The following is a 16,554-nucleotide window of genomic DNA, read 5'->3' as shown; positions in this document are numbered from 1 at the left end:
GTATTAAATATATCTTATTGAAATATTTAAAGAAAATTGTTTTCGACGATTTTACGGCACTTATTTAACGGATTTCCGACAGAAAATTATTCAATTTCATACTTTGATAATTTATCACAGAAAGTCGTGCGCTTCATTTTCAGTAGATTCGCCGCCTTACTCTTATTTCCTTCCGATTCTTCCAAAGCCCATATGAGCAATTTCCTTTCAGTCATTTCAAGGATATCTGAAAAGCTCTTGCCTTCTTCTTGAATTATCGAATGCAAATTAAAGGTTTCTCTCTTCTCATTTTCAGGCAGGTGAGACAAAACAGTTTGTTTATCTATCACATTTTTGGACTTATTCAGCGTAACTAAACGCTCAGTAAAATTTTCAAGCTCTCTCACATTTCCGGGCCAATCATATTTAAATAGAGGTTCCAATGCTTCTTCTTCTACTTTCGGCAAATTAATTCTATCTCTTTGTGCATACTTCTGTAAAAAGTGCTCAAAAAGAAGGGGTATATCTTCTTTTCTTTCTCTAAGAGGTGGAAGATTTATTTTTATTACATTCAATCTGTAAAAAAGGTCTTCCCTAAATGTCCCTTTTGAAACTTTATCCTTCAAATTTTCTTTTGTTGCGGCAATTACACGGACATCTATGCTTTTAGGCGATAAACCTCCTACTCTCTCGACTTCCCTTTCCTGTAAGACACGCAGAAGTTTAACTTGCAAATCCAATGGAATATCGTCAATATCGTCAAGGAAAATCGAACCGCTATGTGCAAGCTCAAATTTGCCCTTTTTGTGTTTTATTGCTCCTGTAAAAGCGCCCTTTTCATGCCCGAATAACTCAGATTCAAGAATATTCGGGTTGAAAATAGAACAACTAACTTTTATGAAAGGAGCATTTTTTCTAATACTGTTATAATGGATAGCATTTGCTACCATCTCTTTTCCTGTACCGCTTTCACCTTCGATTAAAACAGTGCTCGTGCTATCGGCAACTGTTGCAATTAAATCATATATTTCCCGCATTGCTTTTGATTTGCCAACAAGATTACAGCAGGCATATTTTTCAATCAATCTGTCTTTCAAATATACATTTTCATCACGAAGTTTTTTGATGGATATCAATCTTTCAATAGTCAGCATCAATTCTTCTAAGTCAAAAGGTTTTTTTAGATAATCGAAAGCACCGCTCTTCATTGCTTCAATAGCCGTTTCAACAGTTGCATATGCGGTAATGATTATGAAATTTATCGCTGATGATATTTTCATTGCTTCTTTCATAAATGAAATTCCGTCCATAGAAGGGAGCCTAAGGTCGGTAATTACAATATCGGGGAGATCTTTTTTGATGCTTTCAAGGGCAACTGAAGGATTTTCAAAATCCAAAACATCAAACCCGTTATCTAAAAGATAATCTTTTATCGTTTCTCTTTTTATAGCTTCATCTTCAACTATGTATATTCTTATTCTCATTACTATCTTCTTTTAAAATTTTGATGATATTTTAATTAGCAATCGGAATGATTACGGTAAAAACTGTTTCCACATTCGGCGTGCTTCTACACTGAATTTCACCGCCAAATGCTTCAACTATCCCCTTTGTTATGGAAAGGCCTAATCCTGTCCCCTTTCCTACTTCCTTAGTTGTATAAAAAGGTTCATATATCTTGTCAATATCTTCTTTTGCGATGCCAATACCGTTGTCGATAACTTCTAAAATAAGATTCCCCTTATCTTTTGATATTTTTAAAATAATTTTACCATTCTCCTTATTTTCAAGACTATCAATACTGTTTAAGAGAAGATTCATCAAAACCTGCTGAATCTTTGATGAATCAATCTTTATGATTTCTCCATCGAGACTATTTTCTATTATCAACTTGATATTTTTTTCTTTGAGCTTGAAAGTCAATATTTCAGTGGATGAAGAAATCAAAGTATTTATATTGACCTCTCTCAATGAAATTGGTCTTTCACTTGAAAAATCGAGCAATCCCTTAACAATCTTTTCAATTCTTTTCAATCCCTCAAAAGACATTCGCAAATATTTTTTCTTTTTGTCAGATTCTTCAATATCCTTATCAAGCAGTTTAATGCAATCCTGTATTCCATCAAGGGGATTGTTTATCTCATGGGCTATTCCGGCGGCAACTCTACCTAATGAAGAATACTTTTCTTGAGAAGCCATAATTCTCTGAGCATGTTCAAGCTCATTCATTGATTTCTTTAATCTTTCCATCAGCTCATTAAATTCTCGTGTTAATTCTCCAACCTCATCGGCTGATTCAATAGGTAATTCTTTAAATTCATCAGGAGAACTTATTTCTTTTATACTGTTCGTAAGTTTCTTCAGTGGATTAGTCAGTCTGAGAAAGACAAAGTTTATCACTACAATAGAAAGGCACATCGAAATCAATGCAAAAAGAATGATTCTTTTATAGTGCTCAAAGATTATCCCTTTTATAAATTTGAGAGAAAATCCTACCTTTAGAGTCCCCCACCTTTTTCCTGCAATAGACAAAGGAGTTGAAATATCAAGAATCTTCTCTCCTGTAATTTCATCTTTATAAACCTGTTCAAGTGTCTTGTTTGAAATAAAGGAACGATAGGAAATTGTATCTATCAGTTTTTTCCCAAATTCTTTCAAATTACTGCTTACAAGCACATGATTGCTTTCATCGAGAATATACGCATAACGGATATGAAGCTCTTTTCTTTCCATTATCTCTTCTATATAATTATCAAGCAACCCTCCTTCTTCGACCAATCCAAGCTCCTGATAAAGCATCGTATTTATGCAGGCGGCAGACATTGTTTCGACAAGTATTCTTCCGTTTTCTTTGACCTTCGAAATTAGAAGATTTCTATGTTCAACAATCTCAAAATATCCGATTATACAGACAAGGCAGAATATAATCAATGATGTCCATAACAGAAACTGTGTTTTCAAGCTCTTGATTTGAAACATTGTCTAATCTTTAGCAAAAATATTTTTTGGATGGCATGATTCTCCGCACTTTGCAGGAATATCTCTTATCATTTTGAGAATCACTTTATAATCATCATTAGATGCTTCTATAAAACCGTATTTGAACTCATCATCCCAATCCTTAACAATATCCTTGAACTCCGGCTTTTCAGGGTCAACGGCAAGAAGCGCTTTTTTTAAAGCGCTTACCATTTTAGGATCGGCATCTTTGCTTACCACTATCGGAACCGATGGAATAGGTTCTGATTTTGCGATTACTTTTAACCCTTTGGCAAGAAAACTTTTTGCCGCAACATCCTTTAAAGCTCCGGCAAAATACTTGCCTTTTAACACTCCTACTGCGACAGCATCATGATGCTTCAAGTTTACATATTTCAAATCCTCGAGATTTATTCCGTTCTTCCAAAGAAGGTAGCGGGGATAAAGATTTCCAGATGTTGATTTTATTGAAGCAAATGCAAATGTTTTGCCTATTAGGTCTTTAAGACTTGTTATCTCATTATCCTTTCTTGTAACTATATAGCTCTGGTAATATCCCTTGCCATTTTCGTTTTTGCTTCTAAGTATTGCTCTCGCGCCAAATTTAACAAAAGATTCAGAAAATGTTACACCTCCTAAAGATGCAACCTGAGTTATATTGTAATGCAGGTTATTGACCGCTTCTTCATATGTAGAACCAAGTTTAAGCTTGAATATGTAAGGAGTCTTTTCTGAAAGGTAATCCATTACGGGCTGATATCTTTTATACATCAGGACAGGATTGTATCGTGAAATTACACCAAAATATATGATTTCTTTTTCTTGTTCTACTTTATTCTGCAAAAGGGAAGGCATCTCTTTATTATCAGATACTTGAAGACCATCATCGCAAGCTATAAAAAGACTTACGACTAAAATAACTACTAAAGATAAGAGTAAAAATAGAATATTTTTTTTGCGGCGCATTTACTACATCACCTTTCAAGTGCAAAGAATCGTTTCTCTTATACAGCTTTAAAATTATCTGTCAAAACTTTTTACAAAGGAAGACTTGTCAAATACTCAATCTCACTTAACAACTCATTTATTCCTGACTACTATAAGAATTGTTTAGGTAAGGTAAATTTTATTAATAGTCATCTTGTTCTGATGTAAAGACTTACACCATCAAATTCAAAAAATGATGCAGTAATTCTTCGAAATATATAGGAAACGAAGCAAATGGTTATAAAAAGATTTTCGGTAGAAGAAAAAAACGCTGAGAGCTTGTTGTCAAAACAATGGTAGATTAATTGATTTAGAGCGAACAAATGAAAATTTTTTCTTATTTTGATTATAACAGCTGAAGCTGAGATTTGAATTCGAGCTCTCTGAATATCTTTGTCAACCCTTCTTTGTCTGGTTCCTCTTTCTTCAAATCGTCGATATCATAATCAAGGGGAGCATCACAATCAAGAGTAACAAGATTTTTGCTTAAAAGAGCATCGTCATAATGGTCTCTTAGTCTTTCCTTCAACTTTTTATTTTTGACCGAATCAATATTCTGCAAAAGATTGTCGAGGCTTCCATATTCACATATCAACTTAGCAGCCGTCTTAGGTCCTATTCCGGGCACTCCCGGAATATTATCAGAAGTATCTCCCATAAGAGCCATTACATCTCTCACTTTCTCCGGAGGCACACCAAATTTTTTTTCAACTGCATCTTTATCATACCAACGGTCTCTCATTGGGTCATACATCTTAATTTTATCATTTATAATTTGCATCAAATCTTTGTCTGCGCTAACTATCACTACATCATATCCCGCGGCTTCCGCTCTTTTTGCCGCCGTTGCTATCAAATCATCTGCTTCATATCCTGCTTTTTCTAAAATTTTGATATTCATCAATTCTACTATCTTCTTTATATATGGAATTTGAGGAATCAATTCGTCGGGCATTTCGGCTCGATTTGCCTTATATTCTTCATATTCTTCATGCCTAAAGGTTTCTTCCTTTCTGTCAAAGGCAACAGCTAAATTCTTTGGATTCATTTCATTGATGAATTTTTTCAGCATATTGACAAAGGAAAGAATCGCATTTGTAGGGAGTCCTGAAGAATTTGAAAGATGCGGCATTGCAAAAAATCCGCGATATATATAGGCGGTCCCATCGACAAGATATAAAGTCTTAGATTGTTCCATAGGCACTATAATCGTCTAACTATTTTTTTTCAGTCCTTTCAATATGCTGTCTCAATTTATAAATCGTTTTCGGCGCAATATAGCCGCGGACAAGAGAAAGCGGATATATCAAGGAGTTAGGTCCTACGATAGTTCCCGGATTCAGGACTGCATTACAACCTGTTTCGGAAAAATCTCCTAACAATGCTCCGAATTTTCTCAATCCTGTATCAATCTTTTCTCCATTGAAATCCACTACAACCATCTTATTTTCAGTCATCTTGAAATTTGACAATATTGTCCCTGCGCCAAGATTTACCTTTTGACCGAGAATACTGTCTCCAAGATAATTGAAATGTGGCGCATGAGCGCCTTCAAGCATAATCGAGTGCTTCAACTCAGTTGCATGTCCTACCACACAATTGTCAGCCACTATTACATTGCCCCTAAAATATGCCCCCTGTCTTATTTCTACATTTCTTCCTATGATTGCAGGCTCTCTGATCATTACTCCCGGCTCGATCGTAGTGCCCTCGCCAATGAATATTCTTTCACCCTTCAAAACGACTCCATCTGGAATTTCAATTTCAATTTTATAGGTTTTAAATTTTTCAAAAAAAGATTTCAGTTCTTTAAGAGGAGTCCAAACAGGCTCATTATCAGGAAAAATTGGTTTCAAAAAATTAGGAATATTAGTAAAAAAATATTTAAGCAAAAGTTCTTCAGGAAAATGGTCCTTATTCATCTATGCCACCGTTACCGATTTAGCGAGAGACCTTGGCTTATCTACATTTCTCTTCAATGCTGTTGCCGTATAATATGCAAAAAGTTGTCCTGCCACCAACTCTATAAGGGGTGAAATAAGCTCAGGCGCTTCAGGGATGCATATACTTTCGTCGAATAACTCTAGTGGAGCGCCAAAGTGTATCCCTATGACTTTTCCCTTTCTTGCGCGTATTTCCTCGACTCCGCTCAAGGTAAGTTCATAAATCGTTTCTTCTTTCTTTGGCGGAACAAAAACAAGACTATTCATTGATTCATCTATAAGCGAGATTGTTCCATGCTTCATAAAACCGCCCGGCATCCCTTCTGCATGAAGATATGTTACTTCCTTCATTTTAAGCGCAGCTTCAAGAGCAACAGGATAGTATATTCCTCTACCTAAATAGAGCCAATTATGGACATTGGCATTTGCATAAGCTATATTGCGTATTATTCCCTGATATTCATTTAGAAGGCGTTCAATGGAGGGAGAAGTTTCATTCATAGTTTTTTCGAATTCTTTGGCTTCTCTGCCATTTTTTCCCCTTTCCTTAATAGCATATTCAATTGCGGTCCTCATCAATAACACAATCTGGGCAAGCGCCGCCTTTGTACTCAAAACACATATCTCTGGCCCTGAGCCTTGCATTATGGCAAAATCAACTTCTCTAGACATCGATGAGCCAATAACATTTACAATTGCCGCTGTTTGAGCCCCCCTCTCTTTCGCAAATCTCAAAGCACGAAGAGTATCATATGTCTCGCCTGATTGGGAAATGGCAATTACAACACTCTTATCTGTTACGCTTGCCACATTTTCGAATTCATCTGACGATATAACCGGTATATACCTGCCGCAAATTTTGGAAAAATAATATTGGGCTATCAAACCTACATAGTATGTAGTGCCAATACCAATAAAATATGAGATATCCGAATTATGAATCATTTCAGCCAATCTTTGTATCTCATCTCTGCTTATTTTCATTGCATTTAAGACTGTATTTGGCTGTTCATATATCTCCTTTAGCATAAAGTGGGGATAACCGCCTTTCTTAGCCATCTCTGCGTCCCACTCAATCTTTTTTATCTCGCGGGAAACCTCTGTACAGGTGTGCATATCTTTTATTACATACGAATCATTGTTGACTATTGCATATTCGCCATTGTTTAAAAAGACTATGTTCTTAGTAAAATCAATAAATGCATTTACATCGGAGCCAACAAACATTTCACTATCGCCAATGCCTATGACAAGAGGGCTTTCATTCTTTGCGCAATAGATTGTCCCTTTATCACAGCTTGTTATCAGCGCAAATGCATATGTGCCTTTTAATTTGCGAAGCGCCGCAACAACGGCGTTTTCCACTGACTTGCTTTCCTTGTAGTACTCCTCTACAAGATGTGGAATTACTTCAGTATCTGTCTCTGAAGTAAACTTATGCCCCTTCTTCTCCAACTCTTTTCTAATCTCTTTGTAATTTGAGACTATACCATTATGGACGACTGTAAAGTCGGATGTGCATCCTGTATGAGGGTGACTGTTTTCTTTCGAAACTCCTCCATGTGTAGCCCAGCGAGTATGGGCAATGCCAAGATTTCCATTCATTCCCACAAGCTGCTCTTTTTTATTGACTTCCTCAACAGTGCCAATATTCTTTCTTACTACAATTCCATTTTGTCCAGACACTGCCATACCGCAGGAATCATATCCCCGATATTCGAGATTCTTTATTGAATGCAGAAGTTTCGCTGCAATATCACTTTTCCCTGCTATTGCACTTATGCCGCACATATTATTGGACTGCCTTCATTTTCTTTTTAATCAGCATTTTGAAACAAGATGTTATAAATCGCCGTTATGTATAGACCCTTTATGTTTTAACTTTGCTTTGTGTGGTATTATCATACCCGGCAGAATTGTATTGCTTGCACCTATGATAGAATTGTCTCCTACAAAAGCTCCCAACTTCTCAAGTTTGCTGTCAATCTTCTTCCCCTTAATTTCTGTCTTGATTGTTTGTCTGTCAATATCACGATTGACTGTTACAACATTTGGACCTATATCAACACCTTCGCCTATTACACTATCGCCAATAAATGACAATCTTCCTATAGCAGCTCGTTCAAAAATTATGCTGTTTTTGATTTCAACACCAAATCCCACTACACTTTTTGCTCCGAGAGATGTATATTCTCTGATGAGTGAATTATTACCAACAAAACATCCCTCCCCTAAGTAGCATGGGCCTATTATTGTTGCACCTGCTTTGATAATAACATTGTCTTCTACCACTACAGGACCTTTTATTGTCACATTCTCCTCTATATGCGCTGAAGGTGAAATGCTTGTTTTTTTAATTTTTTTCATCTGTATCTTATTTGCATCGATTATATTCCATGGGTATCCAATATCAATCCAATCATCTTCATAAATCGATGCATGCAAGCCATTTGTTTTTATGAGAGAATCAAAGGCTTTTTCTATGTCGCATTTTGCTGCATTCAGAAGCTCAAAGAAACTTACAGGCAAAACGAAAACACCTGCAAGAATATAATTCCCAAATTTTTCATGCTCCGGTTTTTCAATAATCTTAGTTATCTGCACCTCTTCGTTCATATATATATTTCCATATTGTCCCGGTGCAGGAGGAATGCATATGGTAGCGATTGCGCCTTTGAGAGAATTAAAGGACATCAATGTAGTCAAAAAAATATTTGAGGAAAAAACAACATCGCCATAAACGAGCAAAAAATATCCGCCTTCTGAAAAGCGGTCTGCTGAAGACATCAAAGCACCGCCAATATTCTTTGGCGGTTTCTGTTCAACATAAGTTATGGAAACTCCAAGTTTCTCTCCGCTTTCAAAATATTCTTTTATCTTTTCTCCTTTATGGTCAACAACAATGCAACAATCGGCAATGCCTGCATCCTTTAATCCAAGAATTGTATATTCAAGGACAGGTTTTCCGCATATATTTATCATTGTCTTTGAACGAGTTTCTGTTATTGGATTTAAGTTGCTTCCTCTTCCACCTGCAAGTATAACGGCTTTCATAAACTTTCCTCCCCCAACGGAGTTTTATTATCTATATATGAAAAATAACGCAGGGCAGTCAATCTTGTCAACGAATGATTTAAAGAATTTTGACTGCTGATTTTACCAGTTGATTTACTTTTCCAATATCTCTCTTTTAATCCTTTTCTGGCTCTTTACATAATGGAAAATATTCAATGAAGTTTAAAAAAATGCAGAAAATTTACTATTCGAACTCTTCATTATGTTAAAATGAAACAATAAAATTTTTAGAGACAATGGAAAATTTTTTAAACGAAAAGGAAGGTTTTTTATACTCTCATATAAGAGCCACATTTCAATTTTTTTTCATTCTAATCATTACAGTCATAACAGCTTGTGCGCCATCACTCGACAAACAGCGAATGGCTATGAAAAACACGATGGCAGCATATATGAATACGCCTTATCGTTATGGCGGCACATCTAAATCAGGAATCGATTGTTCAGCTTTTGCCCAAAGAGTATATGCAAGTGCAGGAATAAAAATTCCCCGAACAGTAGCTGAACAATTCTCAGTGGGAAGAAAAGTGGAAGATGATGAATATCTTTTTGGAGACCTCCTTTTTTTCGATACGACTATAAAAGAGAGCAGCTGCTGTTGTTTCTTCTTTCCATTTAGCCTCTTCTTCGGACATAGGAAGCCGTCAAAACCAACTCATGTAGGAATATATACTTCAGGCGGTAAATTTGTTCATGCATCAACGAGCAGAGGAGTTACCACTGACAGCATCAACAGTTCTTACTGGAAGCGAAGGTTTTTAGGAGCAAGGCGAATTTTAAAGGAGCGTTGACACAGATTCTCTGCCAAAAAACTCATAAGCTTTATTCAACAGATAATCTGTTGTTCGAGGTTTAAGTTTATTATGAAGCTTTATAATCACCTTCAACCCTGACTCTGTCATAACTCTGAAAAAGATTTGGCACCGTCCTTCTTTTTCCTCTTCTACAACTTTACGAAATTCTCTTAGAGCTTCTTCCTTCAGCGAAGATTTGTCAATATCAATAAACATTTTCCCTGTAAATTCTTCCCTCGCCATATCGATTGGTACAATCTTTTCTGCTACAAGCTTCAATTCTTCATTTCGCTTTTGCACCTTCGACTCTAAAAAGATAAGGTTGTCTTCTTTCAAAATTTCTTTAATCTCTGAAAATAAGTTTGGGAAAACTGTAACATCGGCAATTCCATTGAAGTTTTCGATTTCTAAAAATGCCATCATCTCACCCTTTTTTGTTTTGCGCGTTTTAAGTGAACGAATGGCACCTCCAAAATGAACAATGTCTCCCTCTTTCAAAATCCTCTGGCAATTTGCTTCTTTCTGATATAGCTCCTCACTATCACCATTTTCAGACATATCCCCATTGTCATTGAATTCATTGGAAAAAATGGACAAATCACAGTCACTATATGTTTCGAGCAAACTCTTATACTTGTCGAGGGGATGCCCTGTATAATAGACTCCTAAAATATCTTTTTCCATTTTTAATCTCTCATTTTCGCTCCATTCTTCAACATCAGGAAGTTTCTGAAATATGACTGATGATGGACTATTCATATTGCCAAAAAGATTTTCCTGTCCTGACAAAATCTCATCCTTGCGCTTTTGAGATTCTGAAATAATATAATCAAGCCCCTCATATATGCTTCTTCTCGATGCACCTAAAGAGTCAAGTGCGCCGCATAAAGTTAGGCTTTCTAAAACCCGCTTATTGGCAGTCCTTAAATCGATACGCTCGCAAAAGTCAAAAATAGATTTAAAAGGGCCGTCTTTTTCTCTGCTTTCAATAATTGATTTTATTGCCTGAAGCCCAACATTTTTGATACCTGCCAAGCCATAGCGAATTGCGTTGCCTTCGATGGTAAACTCAGCACTGCTTTTATTTACATCAGGAGGAAGAAGTTTTATTCCCATATCTTTACATTCAGAAACATCTACCGGAAGTTTTTTGTTATCAAACATATCACAGCTCAACAGTGCAGCCATAAACTCCTCAGGATAATAACATTTAAGGTATGCAGTCCTATAAGTTATCAAGGCATATGCAGTGCTGTGAGATTTATTGAATCCATATCCTGCAAATTTCTCAATAAGGTCAAATATATTCCCTGCAACATTTTCATCGATGCCGTTTTTCACTGCCCCTTCAACAAACTTTTTCTTCTGCGCAGCCATAATCTCGGGCTTTTTCTTACCCATCGCTTTTCTCAAAATATCGGCTTCGGCAAGAGAATATCCGCTTAAGGCATTGGAAATCTGCATTACTTGCTCTTGATAAAGAATTACTCCATAAGTTTCCTTAAGAATATCTTCCAAGAGAGGATGCTCATAATGAGGTTTCTTCTTGCCGTGCTTAACCTCCACATACTCTACATCCATTGCATTTTCAAGAGGGCCCGGACGATAAAGAGCCAACAGCGCTACAAGGTCTTCAAAGGCGGTAGGTTTCATTCGTTGAAGAAGACTCTTCATTCCTGTGCTGATTATCTGAAATATTCCAACTGTATATCCTTTCCATAAAAATTCGTAAACATTCCTGTCATCAAGGGGAATCTCATTCAGGTCAATCTCTATTCCTCGATTTTCCTTGATCAATTTCAAGGTTTTATCTATTACCGTAAGGGTTTTAAGACCTAAAAAGTCGAATTTCAGAAGTCCCGTTAGCGGAACATCTTCCATTGGATATTGCGTTGTAATAACTTTCTGAGCTTTTGGATCATCTTTGTTTTCAGAACTTATCGTAATCGGTATAAAGTTGACAAGCGGTTCAGGAGATACAACTACACCTGCTGCATGAATCCCTTCCTGTCTGCTAAGTCCTTCAAGCACCTTGGCTGTTTCAAATAGCTCTTTTATTTCTTTTTTCTCTTCTATCAGCACATTTAGACGGGGCTCCAATTCCAATGCCTTATCCAGAGTCATCCCAACTGAATTTGGAATGAGTTTTGCAATCATATCCACTTCAGAAAGCGGCAGTCCCATCACTCTTCCTACATCCCTTATAACTGCCCGTGCCTTCATCGAGCCAAAGGTAATTATCAACCCCACATTTTCTTCGCCATATTTTTTCCGTACATAGTCAATGACCTGCTCTCTTTTTTCCTGACAAAAATCTACATCTATATCCGGCATACTCTTTCTTTCAGGATTTAGAAATCTCTCAAAGAAAAGTTTATACCTGATGGGGTCAATTTCGGTGATTCCAAGCACATATGCTACCAGACTGCCTGCGGCTGAACCTCTGCCAGGACCAACAGGAATCTCATTTTCTTTTGCATAATTTATAAAATCCCAAACTATCAGGAAATATCCCTCGAACCCCTGCTTTTCGATGATATCCAATTCCATCTTCAAGCGGTCATAATACTGCCTTTCTTTGTTTTTTCGTTCCCTTTCATCATCGATATTCGACAAAATCTTTTCCAGACGCTTTGCAAGACCATCATAGGCAAGTTTTTCGAGATATTTTTTTAAAGTCATTCCTTTTGGAGGAGTATAAGTGGGCAGATATGTTTTGGAAAAATCGAATTCAATATTGCACTTTTCTGCAATAGCCAGAGTATTTTCTATTGCTTCAGGGCAAAAATCGAAAGCCGATTTCATTTCTTCTGGCGACTTGAAATAGAATTCTCCTGTTTCGAAACGAAATCTCTTCTCATCATTTAAGGTGCTTTTTGTACCGACACAAAGCAAAGCTTCATGCGCATTGGCGTGCTCTTTTTTCAAATAATGGCAATCATTCGTGGCAACAATCGGTATGGAATGCTTTTTGGCAAGCTCAATCAAAAGTTTATTTGCCCTTTCCTGCTCAGCAAGACCATTGTCCTGAATCTCGACATAAAAATTATCTTTCCCAAATATATCATTAAAAAACAACAGTTTCTCTTCTGCTTCTTTATGTCTTTCATTAAGTAAATAATAAGGTATTTCACCTTGAAGACAGGCAGACATTCCTATTAGTCCTTCAGAATATTTTTTCAAAATTTCGTCATCGATGCGTGGTTTATAGTAAAAACCTTCGATGAAACCAGCAGATACCAATTTTATCAGATTGTGATAACCATCAATATTTTTTGCAAGAAGAATAAGATGGTAGTACTTGATATCACTTTTACCTGAACTTTTTTTAAATCTACTTTCAGGCGCAACATAAACCTCGCATCCAATAATTGGCTTTATGCCTTCCTCTTTGCATATGCGATAAAAAGTCATAGCGCCATACATATTTCCATGGTCAGTTATAGCGACAGCAGGCATATTCATCGAAAGTGCATACTTAGCCATTTCTCTCGGCTTTATAGCCCCATCGAGAAGACTGTATTGGGTATGATTGTGCAAATGAATGAAATCTGCATAACTCATAATCTAACTCACTTTATCCCTTCACAAAAAAACTAAATCTTCCTCTTGGATTCCTCCCAAAGGTTGTCCATCTCTTCGAGAGTCATATTCTCAATTTTCTTTCCTCTCTCTTTTGCCTTCTCTTCAATGAATCTAAAACGTTTCACAAATTTAAGACAGGTCTTTTTCAATGCTTCTTCAGGATGAAGTTTATAAAAGCGGCATACATTGACCAAGCTAAATAGTATGTCTCCAATCTCATCCTCTAACTCTCCTTTACTGCCTGATTTCATTGCTTTTTTAAATTCCGATAATTCTTCATCAAGTTTGTCCATTGCACCTTCAACGCTATCCCAATCAAAACCTACACGAGCAGCCCTCTTCTGCAATGTATAAGCATAAAGAAGAGCAGGCAAAGATTTTGGAATGCTCGACAGAATAGATTTGTTATTCTTATTATTCCCCTCTTGTCTCTTTATTTCTTCCCAATTTGAAAGGACCTCCTTAGCAGAATCGACTTTTTTCTCATCAAATACATGGGGATGGCGCCTTATCAATTTTTCATTCAAATATTGAAGAACATCTTTTATCGTAAACTTTCCTTCTTCTTCTGCAATCTGCGCATGAAAGACTGTCTGAAGAAGGAGGTCGCCAAGCTCTTCCTTAAGTTTATTCGCTTCACCGTTGTCTATGGCTTCCAAAACCTCATACGCTTCCTCAATCAAATAGGGCTTCAAGGATTCACGAGTCTGCTCTCTATCCCAGGGACAACCATCAGGTGCTCGCAGACGCTTCATTATCTCTACAGTTTTTTCAAATTCAGTATCTAATTTCTTCATTTTTAACGGTCTTCTCTTTTTATAAGGGCAATCAAAAATATAGAAGTTTTTTAAGGATATTTAAGTTAGGATACTAACTAATGCGTTCCATTTCCATAAAAAAATTATAACCTATTGAAAAGACGATTTTTATAGTTTCAAATTTTCATACTTTCTACTTGATGCTTATTTGCCATCATATTTTTTTCGTTGAACATTCTGCTTTTTCATCACCTAATAGAACAATATACCTGACTCCAATATCTTTTTTTAATTATTCTCGAGCAAAACTTCAAAACTTAGAATTATAAATTCTTTCTAATAAACCCAATTTGGTCAATCCCAACGGTGTCATTAGATGAGTAATTCTATTTCAAAGATAAGAAAAAAAATCAAAAACTGTAAGGATTTTAAAATTTATAAGACAAAGTAATAAAAAAGAAATGGCGGGAAAAATTTGAATTATGATGAAAATCAATTAGTATAGAAAAATCAATCTAATTGAAAGGAGAAGATTATGAAAGAAAAATCAAAAAATTTAAGCATATTGATAGCATTATTGTTTTTTGTAATGCTTCTCAATGTAACCTTCGCAGATGAAAAAACTGAAATGCTTAAATATGGAGAAAAACTCTGGGGAGATAAAAGCTTGAGCACTATCGGTGTTTCCTGCGCAACTTGTCATCCAAATGGAAGTGGACTGTCTTCCGACCCATATCCAAGATATATCAATATGGCAAAGAAAACGCTTACTCTCGAAGGTATAATCAACTTCTGTATGGAAAATCCAATGAAGAGTAAGCCTCTTGCATCAGATTCCAAAGAAATGCAGGGATTGAAGGCTTATGTACTTGCCCATTCAAAAGCATCATCTGCTCCTTCTGCTCAACCATGTGGAATGAATCCTTGTTCAATGAAAAATCCATGCGGGAAAAACCCGTGCGATAAAAATCCTTGTTCAGCAAAAAACCCGTGCGGGAAAAATCCCTGTATGAAAAATCCGTGCACAGCTAAGAATCCATGTGGGGAAAATCCATGCAGTTACAACCCTTGCGCCAAGAATCCTTGCACGATGAAAAATCCATGTACAAAAAATCCCTGTGCCAAAAATCCGTGTACAGCAAAGAACCCATGCACCAAAAACCCCTGTGGAGTCAATCCGTGCGCAATGAAAAATCCTTGTGGGAAGTGAAAAGATTTTTCACAACAATTCTTTTTCTCTTTATCAGCGCTTCTCCCCTGTCAGCATTATCAGACAGGGGAGAAATCTCATTAACTGACTATTGGATTCGTCCAATTCCAACATCATCAAATCTATTCAACAAAGGGCTAACAAAGGGAAAAGAAAGTAATTTTATTTCAACACCAGAAAATTGTGGAATATGCCACAAACAACAATATGAAGATTGGAAATTCACCCGCCATAGTAAATCAACCGGCGCAGGATTAACCGGACAATTGATGCCTTTAGCCAATCCAGCGGAAGCGCTCTCCTGCTATTTTTGCCATGCTCCCTCTATTGAACAAAATGAAAATGTTTCGGCTAAGAATGTATCTGGCTCCTACTCAAATAATCCTTCTTTCAATCCAAAACTTAGAAAAACAGGTGTTTCCTGTTTCGTATGCCATATGAGAGAAGGAAAAATCTATGGACCTAAAATTTCAGAAAACCTGCAAACAGAAACACCAATAGACAAAAATCTATTATTTGGGCACAAATTTATAGAGAAGAATTTTTTTGAAGATGCTCGATTTTGTGCCGCCTGTCATCAACTCGAAAAGGGATATAAATTGAACGGGAAAATTCTGGTAAACACTTACAACGAATGGAAGGAAAGCATTTATGGAAAAGCCAATATCATATGCCAAAAGTGCCATATGCCCGGTCGAAAGCATCTTTTCAAAGGAATTCATGACAAAGAAACAACATTAAAAGGACTTTCATTGGAACTCAAAAAAATTGAAGAAGCAGAAAAATTCAAAATAAAACTCATAATAACCAATTCCGGAGTAGGACATTATTTCCCCACATATGTAACTCCTCTCGTTGTTGTAAAGGCTTATATAATCGATGAGAAAGGAAAAATCATAGACAAGACCTTAAAGGAAGCATTCATAGGAAGAATGGTTAGCTTAGATCTTAATCGAGAATTATATGATACAAGGATTGCACCCGGAAAAAGTTTTGAATTTCCCTATGAAGCAGACAAACAGCTTTTAGGACAAAATAAAATAGTGATCGAAGTAAAGGTTTATCCAGATATGTTTTATAATGCTTTTTACCGCTCACTTCTCAAGAATGGAAGATACAGTGATAAAAATGCCATCTTATCTGCATTGAAATCGACTGAAGAATCTCCATATCTGCTTTGGAAACAAAATTTACCTTAAATATTTTCAAAACATTTTATATAATAATTTTGTCTTTAAATAATT

General features: G+C 36.3%; 11 protein-coding genes and 1 pseudogene. 3 read left to right on the top strand and 9 right to left on the bottom strand.

Annotated features, from left to right (window positions below):
• Positions 1-86: 86 nt before the first annotated feature.
• From D6734_00970 to D6734_00940, 7 genes are all read right to left on the bottom strand, one after another.
• A complete protein-coding gene (locus D6734_00970) occupies positions 87-1,463 on the bottom strand; it encodes a sigma-54-dependent Fis family transcriptional regulator (protein ID RMF98011.1) in 1,377 nt (458 codons plus the stop codon).
• A 31-nt stretch (positions 1,464-1,494) separates the two neighbouring features.
• On the bottom strand, positions 1,495-2,958 hold the full coding sequence (locus tag D6734_00965; protein RMF98010.1) for a HAMP domain-containing protein: 1,464 nt from the start codon (positions 2,956-2,958) through the stop codon (positions 1,495-1,497).
• Between the two features lie 3 nt (positions 2,959-2,961).
• Positions 2,962-3,924 (bottom strand): phosphate/phosphite/phosphonate ABC transporter substrate-binding protein, encoded by a 963-nt coding sequence (gene phnD, locus D6734_00960; GenBank protein RMF98009.1) that lies wholly within the window; start codon positions 3,922-3,924, stop codon positions 2,962-2,964.
• Positions 3,925-4,291: 367 nt separating this feature from the next.
• Positions 4,292-5,143, bottom strand: a complete 852-nt coding sequence (locus D6734_00955) for a hypothetical protein (GenBank protein RMF98008.1) — start codon at positions 5,141-5,143, stop codon at positions 4,292-4,294.
• A gap of 19 nt (positions 5,144-5,162) precedes the next feature.
• Positions 5,163-5,867: a glucose-1-phosphate thymidylyltransferase gene (locus D6734_00950; protein ID RMF98007.1), complete on the bottom strand. Its 705-nt coding sequence runs from the start codon at positions 5,865-5,867 to the stop codon at positions 5,163-5,165.
• Positions 5,868-7,679, bottom strand: a complete 1,812-nt coding sequence (gene glmS / locus D6734_00945; protein ID RMF98006.1) for a glutamine--fructose-6-phosphate transaminase (isomerizing) — start codon at positions 7,677-7,679, stop codon at positions 5,868-5,870. It abuts the gene before it with no gap.
• A gap of 51 nt (positions 7,680-7,730) precedes the next feature.
• Positions 7,731-8,942 carry a GlmU protein gene (locus D6734_00940; protein RMF98005.1) on the bottom strand — a complete coding sequence of 404 codons (1,212 nt, stop codon included), beginning with the start codon at positions 8,940-8,942 and terminating at the stop codon, positions 7,731-7,733.
• A gap of 257 nt (positions 8,943-9,199) precedes the next feature.
• On the opposite strand from D6734_00940, the gene D6734_00935 reads away from it, so the two are divergent.
• Positions 9,200-9,754 carry an NlpC/P60 family protein gene (locus tag D6734_00935; GenBank protein RMF98004.1) on the top strand — a complete coding sequence of 185 codons (555 nt, stop codon included), beginning with the start codon at positions 9,200-9,202 and terminating at the stop codon, positions 9,752-9,754.
• Here the strand turns inward: D6734_00935 and D6734_00930 are convergent.
• Both D6734_00930 and D6734_00925 read right to left on the bottom strand, forming a co-directional pair.
• A complete protein-coding gene (locus D6734_00930; protein ID RMF98003.1) occupies positions 9,740-13,321 on the bottom strand; it encodes a DNA polymerase III subunit alpha in 3,582 nt (1,193 codons plus the stop codon). The two genes, D6734_00935 and D6734_00930, sit on opposite strands and share 15 nt — an antisense overlap.
• Positions 13,322-13,353: 32 nt before the next feature.
• Positions 13,354-14,139, bottom strand: a complete 786-nt coding sequence (locus D6734_00925) for a nucleoside triphosphate pyrophosphohydrolase (protein RMF98002.1) — start codon at positions 14,137-14,139, stop codon at positions 13,354-13,356.
• 1,009 nt (positions 14,140-15,148) lie between these two features.
• Here D6734_00925 and D6734_00920 point away from each other — a divergent pair.
• Positions 15,149-15,253, top strand: a pseudogene (locus tag D6734_00920) (cytochrome C peroxidase).
• A complete protein-coding gene (locus tag D6734_00915; protein ID RMF98001.1) occupies positions 15,202-16,509 on the top strand; it encodes a hypothetical protein in 1,308 nt (435 codons plus the stop codon). The pseudogene D6734_00920 and the gene D6734_00915 overlap by 52 nt, the downstream one beginning before the upstream one ends.
• Positions 16,510-16,554 lie beyond the last annotated feature (45 nt).

The sequence above is a fragment of the Candidatus Schekmanbacteria bacterium genome (assembly GCA_003695725.1).
Taxonomy (GTDB): domain Bacteria; phylum Schekmanbacteria; class GWA2-38-11; order GWA2-38-11; family J061; genus J061.
This window is presented reverse-complemented; position numbering and strand designations above follow the sequence as displayed.